The organism is Anoxybacter fermentans (assembly GCF_003991135.1).
GTDB classification, from domain to species: domain Bacteria; phylum Bacillota; class Halanaerobiia; order DY22613; family DY22613; genus Anoxybacter; species Anoxybacter fermentans.
Genome location: NZ_CP016379.1, coordinates 2,946,809 through 2,962,134 on the forward strand (window position 1 = coordinate 2,946,809; position 15,326 = coordinate 2,962,134).

Annotated in this window: 20 protein-coding genes; 4 read left to right on the top strand and 16 right to left on the bottom strand. The window is 32.8% G+C overall.

Annotated features, from left to right (window positions below; all coding sequences use genetic code 11):
* Positions 1–4: 4 nt before the first annotated feature.
* The 6 genes from BBF96_RS13340 to BBF96_RS13365 form a co-directional block, all read right to left on the bottom strand.
* The gene (locus BBF96_RS13340; RefSeq protein ID WP_127017626.1) at positions 5–334 is read right to left on the bottom strand and encodes a MazG-like family protein; all 330 of its coding nucleotides are present in this window, start codon (positions 332–334) and stop codon (positions 5–7) included.
* Positions 335–470: 136 nt separating this feature from the next.
* Positions 471–701: a 30S ribosomal protein S18 gene (gene rpsR, locus BBF96_RS13345; RefSeq protein WP_127017627.1), complete on the bottom strand. Its 231-nt coding sequence runs from the start codon at positions 699–701 to the stop codon at positions 471–473.
* A gap of 15 nt (positions 702–716) precedes the next feature.
* A complete protein-coding gene (locus BBF96_RS13350; RefSeq protein WP_127017628.1) occupies positions 717–1,112 on the bottom strand; it encodes a single-stranded DNA-binding protein in 396 nt (131 codons plus the stop codon).
* Between the two features lie 36 nt (positions 1,113–1,148).
* A complete protein-coding gene (gene rpsF, locus BBF96_RS13355; RefSeq protein ID WP_127017629.1) occupies positions 1,149–1,436 on the bottom strand; it encodes a 30S ribosomal protein S6 in 288 nt (95 codons plus the stop codon).
* A 399-nt stretch (positions 1,437–1,835) separates the two neighbouring features.
* A complete protein-coding gene (locus tag BBF96_RS13360) occupies positions 1,836–2,597 on the bottom strand; it encodes an ABC transporter permease (protein WP_164731072.1) in 762 nt (253 codons plus the stop codon).
* Positions 2,584–3,540: an ABC transporter ATP-binding protein gene (locus BBF96_RS13365; RefSeq protein WP_127017631.1), complete on the bottom strand. Its 957-nt coding sequence runs from the start codon at positions 3,538–3,540 to the stop codon at positions 2,584–2,586. The genes BBF96_RS13360 and BBF96_RS13365 overlap by 14 nt, the downstream gene beginning before the upstream one ends.
* A 175-nt stretch (positions 3,541–3,715) precedes the next feature.
* On the opposite strand from BBF96_RS13365, the gene BBF96_RS17170 reads away from it, so the two are divergent.
* Both BBF96_RS17170 and BBF96_RS17530 read left to right on the top strand, forming a co-directional pair.
* Entirely contained in the window at positions 3,716–3,850 is a 135-nt protein-coding gene (locus tag BBF96_RS17170) for a hypothetical protein (RefSeq protein WP_257791992.1), read from the top strand.
* A gap of 409 nt (positions 3,851–4,259) precedes the next feature.
* On the top strand, positions 4,260–4,394 hold the full coding sequence (locus BBF96_RS17530; protein WP_418655024.1) for a transposase: 135 nt from the start codon (positions 4,260–4,262) through the stop codon (positions 4,392–4,394).
* A gap of 97 nt (positions 4,395–4,491) precedes the next feature.
* On the opposite strand, the gene ychF is transcribed toward BBF96_RS17530, so the two are convergent.
* From ychF to BBF96_RS13395, 4 genes are all read right to left on the bottom strand, one after another.
* Positions 4,492–5,583 (bottom strand): redox-regulated ATPase YchF, encoded by a 1,092-nt coding sequence (gene ychF / locus BBF96_RS13380; protein WP_127017633.1) that lies wholly within the window; start codon positions 5,581–5,583, stop codon positions 4,492–4,494.
* 13 nt (positions 5,584–5,596) lie between these two features.
* On the bottom strand, positions 5,597–5,791 hold the full coding sequence (locus tag BBF96_RS13385) for a DUF951 domain-containing protein (protein ID WP_236777824.1): 195 nt from the start codon (positions 5,789–5,791) through the stop codon (positions 5,597–5,599).
* A gap of 245 nt (positions 5,792–6,036) precedes the next feature.
* Positions 6,037–6,957, bottom strand: coding sequence for a mechanosensitive ion channel family protein (locus BBF96_RS13390; protein ID WP_127017635.1), 921 nt, complete (start codon positions 6,955–6,957; stop codon positions 6,037–6,039).
* A 16-nt stretch (positions 6,958–6,973) separates the two neighbouring features.
* Positions 6,974–7,498, bottom strand: coding sequence for a tetratricopeptide repeat protein (locus BBF96_RS13395; RefSeq protein ID WP_164731073.1), 525 nt, complete (start codon positions 7,496–7,498; stop codon positions 6,974–6,976).
* Positions 7,499–7,665: 167 nt separating this feature from the next.
* Here BBF96_RS13395 and BBF96_RS13400 point away from each other — a divergent pair, with 167 nt between their 5' ends.
* The gene (locus BBF96_RS13400; protein WP_164731074.1) at positions 7,666–8,316 is read left to right on the top strand and encodes a DUF2284 domain-containing protein; all 651 of its coding nucleotides are present in this window, start codon (positions 7,666–7,668) and stop codon (positions 8,314–8,316) included.
* Positions 8,317–8,360: 44 nt separating this feature from the next.
* On the opposite strand, the gene BBF96_RS13405 is transcribed toward BBF96_RS13400, so the two are convergent.
* The 5 genes from BBF96_RS13405 to BBF96_RS13425 form a co-directional block, all read right to left on the bottom strand.
* The gene (locus BBF96_RS13405; protein ID WP_418654992.1) at positions 8,361–10,007 is read right to left on the bottom strand and encodes an IS1182 family transposase; all 1,647 of its coding nucleotides are present in this window, start codon (positions 10,005–10,007) and stop codon (positions 8,361–8,363) included.
* Between the two features lie 123 nt (positions 10,008–10,130).
* Complete coding sequence (locus tag BBF96_RS13410) at positions 10,131–10,754, bottom strand: dCTP deaminase domain-containing protein (protein ID WP_127017638.1); 624 nt, start codon at positions 10,752–10,754, stop codon at positions 10,131–10,133.
* An 18-nt stretch (positions 10,755–10,772) separates the two neighbouring features.
* A complete protein-coding gene (locus BBF96_RS16500) occupies positions 10,773–11,156 on the bottom strand; it encodes a hypothetical protein (RefSeq protein ID WP_164731075.1) in 384 nt (127 codons plus the stop codon).
* Between the two features lie 76 nt (positions 11,157–11,232).
* A complete protein-coding gene (locus BBF96_RS13420) occupies positions 11,233–12,294 on the bottom strand; it encodes a radical SAM/SPASM domain-containing protein (RefSeq protein WP_164731076.1) in 1,062 nt (353 codons plus the stop codon).
* Positions 12,295–12,662: 368 nt separating this feature from the next.
* Entirely contained in the window at positions 12,663–13,709 is a 1,047-nt protein-coding gene (locus BBF96_RS13425; RefSeq protein ID WP_127017641.1) for a YkvI family membrane protein, read from the bottom strand.
* 131 nt (positions 13,710–13,840) lie between these two features.
* On the opposite strand from BBF96_RS13425, the gene yyaC reads away from it, so the two are divergent.
* Positions 13,841–14,428, top strand: a complete 588-nt coding sequence (yyaC, locus tag BBF96_RS13430; RefSeq protein ID WP_127017642.1) for a spore protease YyaC — start codon at positions 13,841–13,843, stop codon at positions 14,426–14,428.
* Between the two features lie 260 nt (positions 14,429–14,688).
* Here the strand turns inward: yyaC and BBF96_RS13435 are convergent, their stop codons facing one another.
* On the bottom strand, positions 14,689–14,940 hold the full coding sequence (locus BBF96_RS13435; protein ID WP_127017643.1) for a YkuS family protein: 252 nt from the start codon (positions 14,938–14,940) through the stop codon (positions 14,689–14,691).
* Between the last annotated feature and the right edge of the window lie 386 nt (positions 14,941–15,326).

The following is a 15,326-nucleotide window of genomic DNA, read 5'->3' on the forward strand; positions in this document are numbered from 1 at the left end:
CTTTTTAAAAATTCTTTCTATTCTGCAAATGGTCCTGTAAGGCACTTAAATCTCCAAACCATTTTTCAATTTCATGATGATCATCAATAAGTTTTTGGATTTGTTCATCTAATTCCTCTTCCAACCGTTCATAAGAAATTCCTAATCTTCGACTCAATGTATATGCAGCTATAATCAATCTAACCAATGCATTAATTATTTTTTTCTCTTGATTGGGGATCATGGCTTTAAAAAGAGATGAAACTCCATCTATCAATTCAGCCTTTAACCATTCAATAGTTTTTAAATTTTTTGTTATATTTAGTTTAAGATTTCCGTTTTGAATAGGCTTCATTCTTTTTCCCCTTTCGATTTCTAATTAACCACAGATACATTTCGTTAAAATATGGAGAAAGTCCTGCAATGTAAAGCAAAAACCTGAATTATAAAAATGGAGGTTAATAAATTAACCTCCATTTTTATAATTCTCATTATTCCACTGTAAAAGGTAGCAAAGCAATATTCCGGGCTCTTTTAATCGCTCTGGTCAATTGACGCTGGTGTCGGGCACAGTTACCGGAAATCCGACGAGGCAAAATTTTACCACGCTCAGTTATATATCTTCTAAGACGGTTAACGTCTTTATAATCAATAGCCTCTATCTTATCAAGACAGAAAGAACAAGACTTTCTGCGTCTTTTTCTTCCACGGGCCATTACCATTTTCCCTCCTTTAGATTAGAATGGAACATCGATATCATCATCAAAACCATTAAATTCCTGATCATCATAGTCATTTGAAGAAGATGTATTCTTAGGCCAATCTAAAAAACGTACACTATCAGCAACAACCTCTACCGCTTTACGCCGAATACCGTTGCTGTCGTCATAGGAGCGAGTTTGCAAACGTCCTTCTACTGCAACTAAGCGTCCTTTACCTAAATGGTTGGCACATGTTTCAGCCAACTTACGCCAAATAACAATATCAATAAAATCAACATCACGTTCACCACTTTGATTAGTAAAAGGACGCTCCACTGCAAGGGCAAAAGTAGCTACTGCAATACCGCTGGTAGTATAGCGGAGTTCAGGATCCCTTGTCAGACGCCCAATTAAAATAACCCGATTTAACATTTGCAAACCCCTCCTTAAAAATGCAATTCTTTAAAACTAGTCATCCAGACGAACAATAATATGTCTCAAAACATTATCCATAATCCGGAAGTTTCTTTGCAACTCAGCAACGGTTTCAGAAGTACCATTAAACTGGATTACGGAGTAGTAACCGGAATTATGTTTTTTAATCTCATAAGCCAGTTTCCTAACTCCCCAGTTATCAACATTAACTACTTCACCGTTGTTGTTGGTAATAATACCTTTGATCTTTTCGATCAATTCCCCAATTGCTGATTCTTCCAGTTCCGGATTAAGGATAAAGGTAGTTTCGTACTTTCTCATTCCTTTCACCTCCTCCATTTGGCCGTATGGCTCCATATCCATAGTACGGAGCATGGATAGTTTATAACATTGGCATTATACCATTATTTGTCCTCATTTGTCAAGTATTAATTATCTAATTGGAAAAATCAGTTATGCGGAATATGAGTTATAATTTCACATGTTTTAAATGATTTTACTGCAAAAAGCTAATTTTTCACTTCAAAAGAAATTTTTCGAACCATCTAAAATTCGATTTCAATCGAAATAAGACACACTAATCAATGGGTCCTCCTGGCCCTTGATTAACTCATCACATCCTGTGATGAGGCCTTATTTCGACTGAAATCTCACTAAGATGGTTTAACGAAAAATTTCTATGGCACTCAAAATTAGCTTTTTGCAGTTTAATCATTAATTTTAATATTCATTATATATTCCTTCAGTTTTACTTTTTTTATTAATATATTTAAAAAGCAATATACCGACTACTAAATATAATAAACTATTTAAGCATAATGAAAATATTTGACTAATAGATACACTTTCATTATTTATTAATCTTTGAGAAATTAATATCCCATTTGTTAATGGCAAAGTTTTGCTAATAAATCTGACTAATTTTGGCATATTGTCGATATTAACTATTGCCCCTGTAAAAAATAATAGGATATAGGACAAAATAGATTCAAAAGAAGCTGTTTTAGTAAATCTGAGGGTTAAACCTGCTAATAACAAGCTAAAACCTAATAACCCAGTTAATGTAATTATTAATATTGGAACTACTTTTATATCAAATACTATATTTATAGGTAATGTCAATTTAATGATTAATAATAAGATAATAGCTTTAATTGATGTAATCATTAACCATACTAAAGTTTTTACCAAACATATAACTTCTAATGATACTGGTTTTAAAATCAATTGTTCTAATGTACCTATTTGTTTTTCAAAGGATATCGAAACAGACGCTTCACTTATCACATTACTTACAAAAAACCAATATAAAAATCCAATATAATAACTGTCATCAATCATACTATTATTTCTAAATCCAAGGAAAAAACCTGTGAAAAAAATATAAGTTACAATTATATTTACTATATGATCGGGATAATAGGTTTTTATTTCAATCCAATATTTATTTAACTCAGCTTTGAAAATATTAAATAGATTCAACCTTATCACTCCCAGGTTTTAAAAAAGTATACATAATATCTTCTAAACTATTACTATCTTTAGAAACATTATTAATACAAATGTCATTTTTAATCATACACTCTAAAAATTTATTTATGAAATTATAATCATCAACATAAGCTTCTATTTGTGTAGTATTTCCACTATAAGTAATGTTAAATTTATTAAAATAATTTTTAATATAACTCTCGTCCAAAATTTTTTCTACCTTAATTATGTATTTATTATTTGAATATATTTTTTTTAAACTAAAAACTGTATCTAAAAATTCTATTTTGCCTTTTTTTAGTATTAATACTCTATCTGCTACTTTCTCAATAACATCCAATTGATGTGAAGTAATGATAACTGTTACATTATCATTCCTTGAAAGATATCGTATCTTTTTAATCATATCTCTTTTAGACAACACATCTAACCCTAAAGTTGGTTCATCTAAAAACAATATTTTAGGTTCATGTAACAATGAAATTATAATTGCTAATTTTTGCTGCATACCTCTAGAAAAATTTCCTACTTTTTTATCTTTTTCATTATATAATCCAAAAAAACCCAACAATTCATTAGCCCTGTTTTCAATTGTATTTTTATTCAACCCCAACAGTCTACCAAAATAATATATATTTTCATACGCTGATAAATACCAATAAAGATTTCTATTTCCTTCAAGAACTACTCCTATTTTTTTATAATAATCTTTACCCATCATTGTAATGTTTTTGCCCTGATATAAAATTTCTCCTTTCGATGGGGTTAGTAAATTTGTCATCAATTTTATTAAAGTAGTCTTTCCTGCACCGTTCTCCCCTAAAATACTAAAAATTTCTCCTTCATTTACGTGAAAATTAATTGAATCTAGTGCTAGTTCTTCCTTTCTATTATTCCTGTAAACCTTGGTTAAATCATTTACTTTTAATATCATTCTTAATAACTCCTTTTCTCTTTCTGTTTCTTGTTAGTTACCAACCCAAGTTTGATTGGCTCAAGATTCGATACCGTTCCCTTTATTGAATTAGAAAAAATAAAAAACACTGCCAGCATCCTCAAAAAATATTATCCTTTAGTTATGCCAATAGCTAAAGGAGGTAATAGAAAGAATGCTAACAATGGAACAAGTATATTCTATCAAAAAACTTATTGAAAAGGTATTTTTGAGAAAAATTGCCAAAATTACTGGACATGATTTTAAAACTATCAAAAAGTATATTGAAAAAGAAGTTTCTAACTCATAACCTCTAAATTCTCCTTTCGTTAATCGACAAAGTTCATATACATTACAGCCCAATGTGTTTCGCCTAACGTATTGCGATTGACAAACCGCATACCCACTACTATCGGAAGTACCTCTATACATTTTTCTCCATCTTTAAAATAGAAAATTTTATCCTTATACCATTCACTTATTAAATTAAAACCTATTTCTTTTGCTAATTCCTTGAAATACTCGCTATTCTGCTGTTTATCCCATTTTACTCCATATCTAGTTTCTATTTCTTCATCTGGAAGGAATAATTTCAAAAAACTAAAAAAAACAAACTAATAACTCAAGAACTTCAGGAAGACCTATATCTGGTTATTCTTTAACAAATAAAGAAGTAAAAAGTTCCTGATGAACAGATTGAAGAGTGGTTATGTGAATTTATTGTAGGTGATGAATTCCCTTATGGATACCGCAAATTAACAGCATGTCTTCAACAGGATTATGACTTTCAAATCAATCATAAAAAAGTTTATAGATTTTGCAAGGAACTAAATATCCTTAAGACCACAGCGTAAAGTTAAAAAGAAACACCCTCGAAGATTAGCAAAAAGGAATAAGATAGATTCATCAAATCAACTCTGGGAAATGGATATAAAATAGGGAGTCAGTCCGTCAGCGATGCCTGAAATAGCATATATCCCCATCTTTAACAAGATAATCTTTCCCCTCTATGCGCAACTTCCCTTCTTCCCTGGCTTTTGCTAATGAACCCAATTGATCAAGATCAGCAAAATTAATTACTTCAGCACAAATAAAACCTTTCTGCATATCGGTGTGTACTTTTCCAGCAGCTTCCGGTGCTGTAGCTCCATCTTCTAATGTCCAGGCATGTACTTCATTATCATTTCCTGTAAAGAAAGTAATCAGGTCCAAAAGTTGATAACTGGCCTGGATTAATTGATCAAGACCTGTCTTTTCAATTCCCAGTTCTTTTTTAAATAAACTGGCCTCTTCAGGTGTTAATTCAGCCAGATCAGCTTCAATTTTGGCACTGATAGCAACAGCTTTTGTCCCTTCCCTTTCTGCCAGGCTTTTAATCTGTTTAAAATATTGATTTTCTTCTGGAACTTCTCCTTCTGAAACATTTGCTATATATAAAATTTTTTTTGCTGTCAAAAGGTGAAGTTCACGAACCAACCGTTCCTCTATCTCATCTAAATCAATCTCATTAATCTGCCTTCCCTGATTTAACTCATTCTTAAAACGCTCTAACCGCTTTAACTCTTCTTTGTAAATTGGATCACCTGTCTTCAACATCCTTTCGGTTTTATCATAGCGTTTTTCCACTGTAGCCAGGTCAGCCAGGCATAATTCTGTTTTAATTATCTCAATATCCCTAATCGGATTCAATTCTTTCTCTACATGGGTTACGTTTAAACCTTCAAAACATCTTACAACATGGGCAATGGCATCCACTTCCCGAATATGAGCAAGAAACTGGTTGCCCAATCCTTCTCCTTTGCTAGCTCCTTTCACCAATCCTGCAATATCGACAAATTCAATGGTGGTCGGCACAGTTTTTTTTGGTTGATAAATTTCAGTCAACCTCTCTAAACGGTAGTCAGGAACTGGAACAACACCCACGTTGGGATCAATGGTACAGAAAGGATAATTTTCTGCACTGACACTGGCTCCCGTTAATGCATTAAAAAGGGTTGACTTGCCTACATTAGGCAATCCAACTAGCCCAATACGAACTGCCATCCCTTTCACCTCCTTAACTATCTTCCTCTATTCTTCCTATTATCTTTTTTACTGATTTTTCAAATTTCCGGCGCGGAATCAATACCACCCGGTCGCAACCCAGGCAGCGAATCCGAATATCCATACCCACTCTAATAATCTCCCATTGATCACTACCGCAGGGATGTTTCTTTTTGAGTTGAGCAATATCACCCAGATGCAGTTCCAACCGACGACACCTCCCGTAAAAATTAATTTTTAAAAGAATATTCATGGCTATACTGCAAAAAGCTAATTTTGAGAGATATAGAAATTTTTCGATAAACCATCTTAGCGAGATTGAATTCAAAATAAGGTCTCATTCCAAGAGGTGATGAGCTAATCAAGGGCCAGAAGGGCCCTTTGCTTAGGAAGTCTTATTTCGATTGAAATCAAGCTTTAGATGGTTCGAAAAATTTCTCCTTAAGCGAAAAATTAGCTTTTTGTAATATAATCAGAGTATTCATTCATCCCATCAGAATTTTTCTCTCCCAAATCCTCCTTAATATAAATAACACGTTTTGGATAAGGAATTTCAATACCCTCTACATCAAAGGTTTTTTTAATCAACCGTTTAAGCTCTCTTTCTACACTCCACTGTTCCATCGGCACAGTCCGGGCCAGAATGCGAATTAAAACTGCAAAATCACCCAATTCCTGAACTCCCAAAACTTTCGGCCCTTCTACAATCCTCTCTTTATTTTCACTGGCATACTTTTCACAAAGTTTCTCTAAAACAGCAATAACCCGATCTACATCTTCTTCATAAGAAACTCCTACATCAAACATAACTCTGATACTGTCAGCTGCAAGAAAGTTGGTAACTATTTGAATCTCTCCATTAGGAATAATATGAACCTGTCCTTGAAAATTCTTAATCCGGGTGGTTCTTAAGCCGATCTCTTCTACAATTCCCTCAATATCGCCAATCCGTACATGATCTCCCACACTGAATTGGTTTTCAAAAAGAATAAAAAATCCGGAAATAACATCACGCACAAGATTTTGCGCACCAAAACCTACTGCTAAACCCAAAATCCCGGCCCCGGTCACAATAGAAGAAATAGGAACACCAAGAATCATAGCTCCAGCGATAAAGTATATCAAATAACGTAGAACGCTGATAGTCAAAAACTTCAATGTCTGAGCCCGCCGGGGATTATAAGCAAATCCCTTAATATGGTGGTCTTGAAAAATTTTCTCAATAAAAAACTTAATAAATCGCATAGTAATTTGGCTGACTACAATAATAGCCAATATTTTGATAATTACCAATAAATAATCCAACAGATTTTCAGGTGAAAAATATTTTATTAAAATACTTTCTTTTAATTGATTCCAGAGTTCTTCAACCACCCGGATTTCAACCTCCTTATTTAGTTAAATACCACAATATAGCTACAATAATACTTAAAATTATTATTGTTAAGCAGCCTTTATTAACCTTTTGAGTGCTGCTGGAATTATAATCAATAGAGAAAGTCCCTGCTTTCTGAGCCTTTTTCATATGACTAACAGCTTCTGAAACTCGCCCTGTCTTTTTTAATATATGGGCCAGATTATTGTGGGCTGGGCCATACTGAGGGTCAAACCGCAATGCCTGACGATATAACATCTCTGCCCTGTTCATGTTCCCAGCTTCTAACTCTAGATTTCCCATATTACTAAGAGCCGGTACATATTCAGGATCCAGTTCCAGACAGCGTTCAAAATATTCTCTGGCTTTTTCCTTATCTTTTCGATAAATATAAATAACCCCCATTTTGTTCAGTGCAGCAACATCATCAGGTTCCTCTTCAAGGATCTGAGTAAAATATTCCTCTGCCTCATCTAGCCTTCCAAATTCCAATGCTGACTTTCCTTTTTCAAACAGCTCCTCTTTTTTTTCAAAATCCATTTTTGCCACCCCTCTCATTCTTTTACATTTTATTAGTATATCCTGTATCCCCCAATTCAAAGCCAGTTAACATATTATTCTTCTTGACAGCTTTATCTTTTTCCTGCCCACCTGCGCAGGATTTACTTAAGAAGTGAAGAAATCGCTAATATGAGGAGGTGTTTTTATTGAAACCGGAAATTACGACTTTCGAATATGTTCATAAAACCTGTTCAGGTAATCAATATCCTATCCAGATTGGCTATCATAGGGTAGATCCTTTAAATATCCCTATAGATCGTAAAACAACCCTTAAAGCCTGCCGTAAAGGATGTAAACTTTATAGTCGAAACGGTGGTTGTCCACCATACGCCCCTGATTTTGCTGAACTTCGACAAAAATACTCAGATGGAGTTATAATTTTTGCCAGACTTTTCACCCGCTACTACCCTGAAAAAGTACTCAAAGGAAACTATTATGTACGGTGGGTTTTAGTAGAAACCCTTCTCTCACGTTTGATGACACAAATAGGTCATAAAGCCCGTGAGCGTATCGGTGGTTTCTTCTTAAATACTGGCCACTGTATCGGCTGTAAAAAGTGTGCTTTTAAAGAAGGAAAAAAAGTGTGTGTTAATCCTGAAAAGCGTACTTTTTCTATGGAGTCAACAGGAATCCTGGTGACTGATCTAGTAAAACAGGAGTTGGGGTTTGAATTACAGTGGTGGAAATCAGATAAACCAGAATACATACCTGAATATATGACCAAAGTAATTCTACTATTGGGAAAAGAGCCTATAGATTTAAGGGAAATAGAAGCTATATTACCTAAAAGGGAATAATACTTTCCTGAAAATAATAAAGGGGCTGTCTCAAAAGTAATTAATTACTTTTGGGCATGGCCCCTTTTTTCATTGTTCATTTTAAATTCATTGAAAATTTTTCTGTTAAGAAAATAAAAACCCATACCTGACATTCTATACTGTTGCAGTTTAGCCAGGTTATGGGCTATACACAGTAAACCCCATTCAATTTTTACTTTCTCAAGGCCACGAAGCAGAAATCTCCGGAATGACCAATTACCTTTGATCCTTCCAAAGACAGATTCCGCTTCAATTGCTCTTTGAGAACGGAGTTTCATACCTTTATCGGAACAAAGGTTTTCCTTTACCTTTTGCTTATATTCACGTAATTTAAAATTTATTCTTATTACTCGATCACCTTTGGCCTTGGTACAATTTTCTTTTAACTCACACCCATCACAATTTTCGCATTTGTAATATCTAATTTGTTTAGTATATCCATTTTCAGTCTTAATTTCTTTTGTCTTACAGTAAATGAGTCTTCTTTGAACAGGACAAATAAACTCGTCGTTTTCTTTATCATACGGCCAGTTTTCTACTTTAAATATATCATTTTTAAACTTCTTCTTTTGTTCTTTATGAAAAGTATTATACTTAACATAAATATTAGTATTGGCTTTCTCTAAGTAATCATAATTTTCCTCACTACCATAACCTGAATCAGCTATCACATTTTCCGGAATCTTACCTGTAACTTCTTTTACTTTTTCTAAATGAGGTATTAAGCATCTTGAATCTGCCGGCCTTTGATGAATACTATAACCAACTACAAACTGATTCTCTGTACCTATCTGAACATTATATGCGGGCTTCAATTGCCCATTTTTCATGTGGTCTTCTTTCATTCTCATAAAAGTTGCATCAGTATCTGTTTTAGAATAACTGTTTCGTCCATTTAAAATCTCTTCCTGCTGCTCATATTTTTTCATTCGAGGAAGACATTTATCTTTGAGCTCTTTAACTGTTTTTTTTAACTTCTTATCTTTGGAGTTCTTTTCTAGACGTTCTTCAAGTTCCTTAATTTTTTCTTCGAGTTTCTTTGAATCTATTTCTTTTCCTTCACCCATCTCCTCCAGGTCATTATCCCCATACAATCTATTCTCTTCTTCGTTGGTTTTCTCAATCTCTTTTAAAAGTTCATTAATTTTTGCCCTAAGCCTTGCTTTGTACTTCTTTGTCGCTTTTCTCCAGACAAAGCTATATTTGTTTGCATTAGCTTCTATTTTTGTACCATCTAAAAAGTAATTCTCTAACTTTACATATCCTTCTTCTATAAGAAGTTCCAATACTGATGCAAATACCTCATCAATAACATCTTTCATGATCTCTGATCTGAATCGGTTTATCGTCCGAAAATCAGGTTTATTGTTACCACTAAGCCACATAAAATAAATATTTTCCCGAAGTGCCTTGGCAATTCGTCTTGATGAATATATTCTCTGAGTATAGGCATATACTATAACCTTAAGCATCATTTTCGGATGGTAGCTGCTTCTACCCCCACCTTTATATTTTTCAAGCAGGGGTTCAATATTCATCCTTTCTATAGCTGAATTTACCACCCTTACTAAATGATTCTCAGGAATAAACACATCAAAACTCAAAGGCAACATTGTCTGATTCATATTATATTCAATAAATGTCTTTTTATTATGGTTTTTCCTCTTCATATTTATATTTTACCATAAAAAAAAGGTGTTATCTTTATAAAAATTTCTGACAACACCTTTCTTTTAATATTTACTTTTGGGGGTTATAAAGGGACTTTTGGGACAGCCCCTTTTGTTGTAATATTAACCTGAACCATTTGCAAATATATAACTTAATAATGCACCTATTATAGCAATTGCAATACCACCATATATTTTTAAAGTATTTTCAAGACGTTCAATTTTACTCGCGTTTTCTGATAGGGAAGCACTCGCTCCCCTTATATCTGTCATCATTTCTACTGGGATATTTTTATAACAACTTTCTTCCCCTCTATAATAACTTTCTCCCAAATTATTCTTCAGTTCTTGAAAAAAGATCATAAAAACTGGTTGTCCTTTTTTTAATACAATATCATTGGGTCCAGCATTATATACAGAAAAGATAATCTTACCCTTATATGTCGGATCAACGTGAAAACCAGAAATATTGATAAGGCCTCTCTTTTTATATGTAAATTTTACTGAAATAAATGCCATATGATTTTCGTCTAACTTTATCTCTTCCTCTGTTATTAATAATGCAAAATCTCCAGGTTTAATAACTACAAAAGGATTTTCATCAGTAAGAATAAATGGTTCTTTTTCAGAAGTAATAAAAACCTCATTCCCCAAACGTAAGTCATACGACCAACCACAAAAACATTTATCGTTAAAACCTTTTTCAAAAAAATTTTCTATTTTCTTTTTAGAGGTAATTATAGACACCTTTAAATCCTCCTTACTTTATTTCTCATACCAAAGAACATAAATAGCTAATACCAGTACCATTAAAACAGCTCCTATCGTTAATATATATATAATTCCATTATATAACCGAAATAATAACATATCCTCACGAAATCCATTTTCATTACTATGTTTTTCCCTTGCCATCATTGTCAATAAAATTATCATACATAACATTAAATAAATAATATTAATTATTAACCAATTTTTAGCATAAATTATTAAAACAGTTATCGGAATTTTAATATGTAAAATTGGTTCCAATATGTTTGGCAAAAAAGATGATACTAAAAGCAATGTACTAAAAGAAATAATTATCGTAATAAAGTACTTAAATAAATTAACTTTTTTCTCAGATCTTTTTGTTCCAGGAAAGTTCATCGACTAATTTCACCTCTTTTTGTTTTTATTATATTTTTTTGTAAATATATCATAAAAAATAAAAATATTTAATAAACTATACTACTTTTTCTACTCCATTTACTTTCCAATAACATAAAGGATCTTTTTTTGTAAAATTTTTATCTATTAAATACCTCTGCCCAGGACATCCACCGCGACATTTTTCAAGACTCTCACAATCCTTACAGGCTTTTGTTATTTTCTGACGATCTTCTCTTAATTTCCAAAGTAATGGATCTTTGCTCCAATATTCAAATAAACTCATCTTATAAATATTAGGAGCTGGTCGTGCTGAAGTTTTAAAAGCTTCGCACGGAAATAGTGAACCATCTGCAGATATTAAAATTTTGCATAATGCAGCAGTACATTTGGTATATCTATCCAAAAATAAACAATTAAAAGGAGCGCCCAAACGTAACCGGGTCTTATAATTACCGTTTTTCAATTTATTTATTATTTCTCTAAAAACATTTAATTGCCTTTTAGACATCACTAAATCCGGATTATCCATGCATCTTCCTTGTTTTACCAGACGCAATAAACTTAACTGTTCTACTCCAAGTTTTTCACATAACCTCAATAGAGAAGGAATAGTTTTAAAATTATAGGACATAGGAACACAATGAACCTCAACTTTCATTTTTTTCGTCACAGCATACTGAATAGCCTTAATCGCAAATTCATAACTACCTTTTATTCCAGTAATTTGGTCATGAATCATTGGATCTGAACTATGCAAACTAAATATAATCCTGTCTAATTTAGAACTAGCTAACCTTTCTAACAAAGTTTTGTTCTTTTGTAGATTTCCTGTAATATAACCACAACTATAAAGAGTAACCTTTTTCATCCCTCTTTTTTTTGCATACTCAATCATTTCAAATACATCTGGATGAAGCAATGGTTCTCCTCCCGAAATACAAAAATAACGAACACCCAAATTATAGGCTTCATCAATTATTTCTACTATTTTTTTAAAATTTAACTGCTGTTCTCCTGTAGGACCAGCTTCAGTAGAGCAATGTTTACACAATAAATTACATTTGTCAGTTATCTCAACAAACAACTCTTTCAATGGATACTTGTTAAGTATTAATCTTTTATCGGGAGTTACCATTAACCTCACCCTTTTCACTTTTTTCTAATATATTATATGACTTAAATTTTAATATTGCCTTTACTTTTATTTTACTATACTTTTTTCCATACTTCAACCATAGTCAATACTAAACTTTATAGATATGATTAAACTGCAAAAAGCTAATTTTGAATGCTATTGAAATTTTTCGTTAACCATCTTAGTAAAATTGAAGGAGAAATACGGTTTTTATCATAATATGATAAACCAATCCATGGGTCGAAAACTCATGGATTACACAGAAATCGAACTTTAGATGGTTCGAAAAATTTCTTTATAAAGCGAAAAATTAGCTTTTTGTAGTAAAATCAATAATAAGTCTTCACAAAATCTTTTAAAAAAAACCTTCACTTAATTTTAACCCCTACTTTTAGCGCCATCACCCCCAAAACCCCAAGGGCCACTACTCCATAAACCGGGTAAAGATATTTAACCAGATTGGCAAACCCAAGTCTTGTCAATGGCAGTACTACCACAATAGTCAGCATGGCACTGTTATAGTAATTTAACTTAAACAAAGGCATTACCCGATGAATAAATCCATAAACATTTGCCACCGCTGTTGTAATTATGGCAAACCAAAGTCCAATCATATAAATCAAGTATAACACTGGCCCTGTCTGATCTGCCAATAATAACATAGGCATCTCTACATAACCTATATCATTTAAAGAATAATACATCGCAAATCCCATCAATAATAAAATTAACATTATAAGTCCACCACCTACAATTCCACCTGAAAAAAGAACACCAGGATTTCGTACCTTAGAACCTATATCGATCATAATAGCCATAGAGAGAAAAAGATTAAAAGAGACATAAACTATTCCACTTATATACCAGGGCAAAATACTTACATTAGCAACACAACTGTTAATTTCCACTGGTCCTACATTTAAATGAATATAACTCGTATAAATAATTACCAGGATCAAAAAGGGGATCAAAAAAGTATTCAACATAAATATTCCCCGCACTCCAGAATAAACAATAACCAATACTATGAATAAGGTGATTAAAACACCTAAACTATATCTAACCCCTAAGGCTTCATGGAATATTACACCGCTTCCCGCTAACATAACTGAAATACTCCCCAGAATAAATATAATATAAATCAAATCAACCATAAACCCCGAACCTTTCCCCAAAAGACGATAGAATAATTTATAATAATCTACCTTAAAACGCTGAGCAAGCTGGAGTATAAACACTCCCCCTATAATAAAAAGCAGACCTGCTAGAATTAATCCTATAAGGCCCTCCCTACCATATTGAATAAAAAAATGAAAAATCTCCTGCCCTGAAGCAAATCCCGCCCCAATAATAGCTCCGATATAAGTAAAAGCAATTTTTAATATCATCAATAAAGACATTTTATTTTTCTTCATTGCAATCCAACCCCTTTTCTTATCATATATTATTAAAAATATATGATAAGAATTTCAGGAATATATTAACATTATAAATTCATTTAATCTTACATATACTTAATTATAAATATGGAATTGGAGGGCAGCCTATGAAACTTAAACCTGGAGCAAAAACTGAAACCCGTATCCACATGGACACTCCTTTAGCACAAATGAAACTAAAAGACACCATTCTCAGCTTTCTATACAAATATAAATCTAAAATCACCGACCCTACAATTATCCTCTGTATCGGGACTGACCGTTCTACAGGAGATGCTTTGGGACCACTGGTAGGAACTAAATTAACTCAATACAAATTACCTTACATTCGTGTTTACGGTAATTTAGATAATCCGGTTCATGCCGCCAATTTGGATGAAACTATTGCAAAAATCCATACTACATACCATTATCCTTTTATTATTGCTATTGATGCTGGGCTTGGGCGACATAGTAGTGTTGGAATGATAGATGTCAAAGATGGTCCCTTAAAACCAGGAACCGGGGTAAATAAAGAATTAACTCCTGTCGGAAATATGCACTTAACTGGGCTAGTTAATATCGGTGGATATATGGAATACTTTGTTCTTCAAAGTACCAGACTCAGTCTGGTAATGAAAATGGCAGATATTATCGCCTACGGCATTCAGGCTGGAATTCGAGAATTTTTTCAGAAACAGGCTCAAGCTGAATAACAATATCAACAGCCATTAAAAATAAACATTACAAAGTATAACAAAAATATGCCGCTTTAAGGAATTTTCAATCAATTGAAAATCCCAAAGCGGTCCTTTTTTATTGTATCTAAAAATGATTAAACTGCAAAAAGCTAATTTTGAGCACCATAGAAATTTTTCGTTAAACCATCTTAGTAAGATTTCAGCCGAACTTTAGGATGGTTCGAAAAATTTCTTTATGAAGCGAAAAATTAGCTTTTTGCAGTAAAATTATTAATTTATTTTGTTTTCATTATCTTCTTATTCAATTCATTAATTACTTGATTAGCATTCATTCCGCTAGCCGAAATCACAGGAGCCTTAACCTGTATACCTTGCATACCCATTAAATTATCATCAATTCCGCTAACGATTACCGCATCGGGATTTTGGCCCAGTGCATCCATACCGAGAACTTCATATCCCTGCTCCTCTAGAGCAGATTTAATATTTCTCAGTTCGTCATCAACAACAACTCTTCCTTTACTCATAACTTTCCCTCCTTAAAGTTTCTTTCTTTATTTTTTCACTATTTAATTAAAGTATTCACACATAGAAATTTAATATCTAACACTTCATATACTTTGGGCACTTTAATAGATCTTTCTTAATTTATTGCAAAGAGTATAAAAAAAAGCAGGTATAATTAAACTGCAAAAAGCTAATTTTGAGCGACATAGAAATTTTTCGCCAAATCATCTTAGCAAGATTTCCGACGAAATAAGGCCTCATCACAGGAGGTGATGAGCTAATCAAGGGCCAGGAGGGCCCTTTGATTAGGAAGCCTTATTTCGTCGGAAATCGAGCTTTAGATGGTTCGAAAAACTTCTCAAGGAGCGAAAAATTAGCTTTTTGCAATAAAATCAGGTATTAAAAA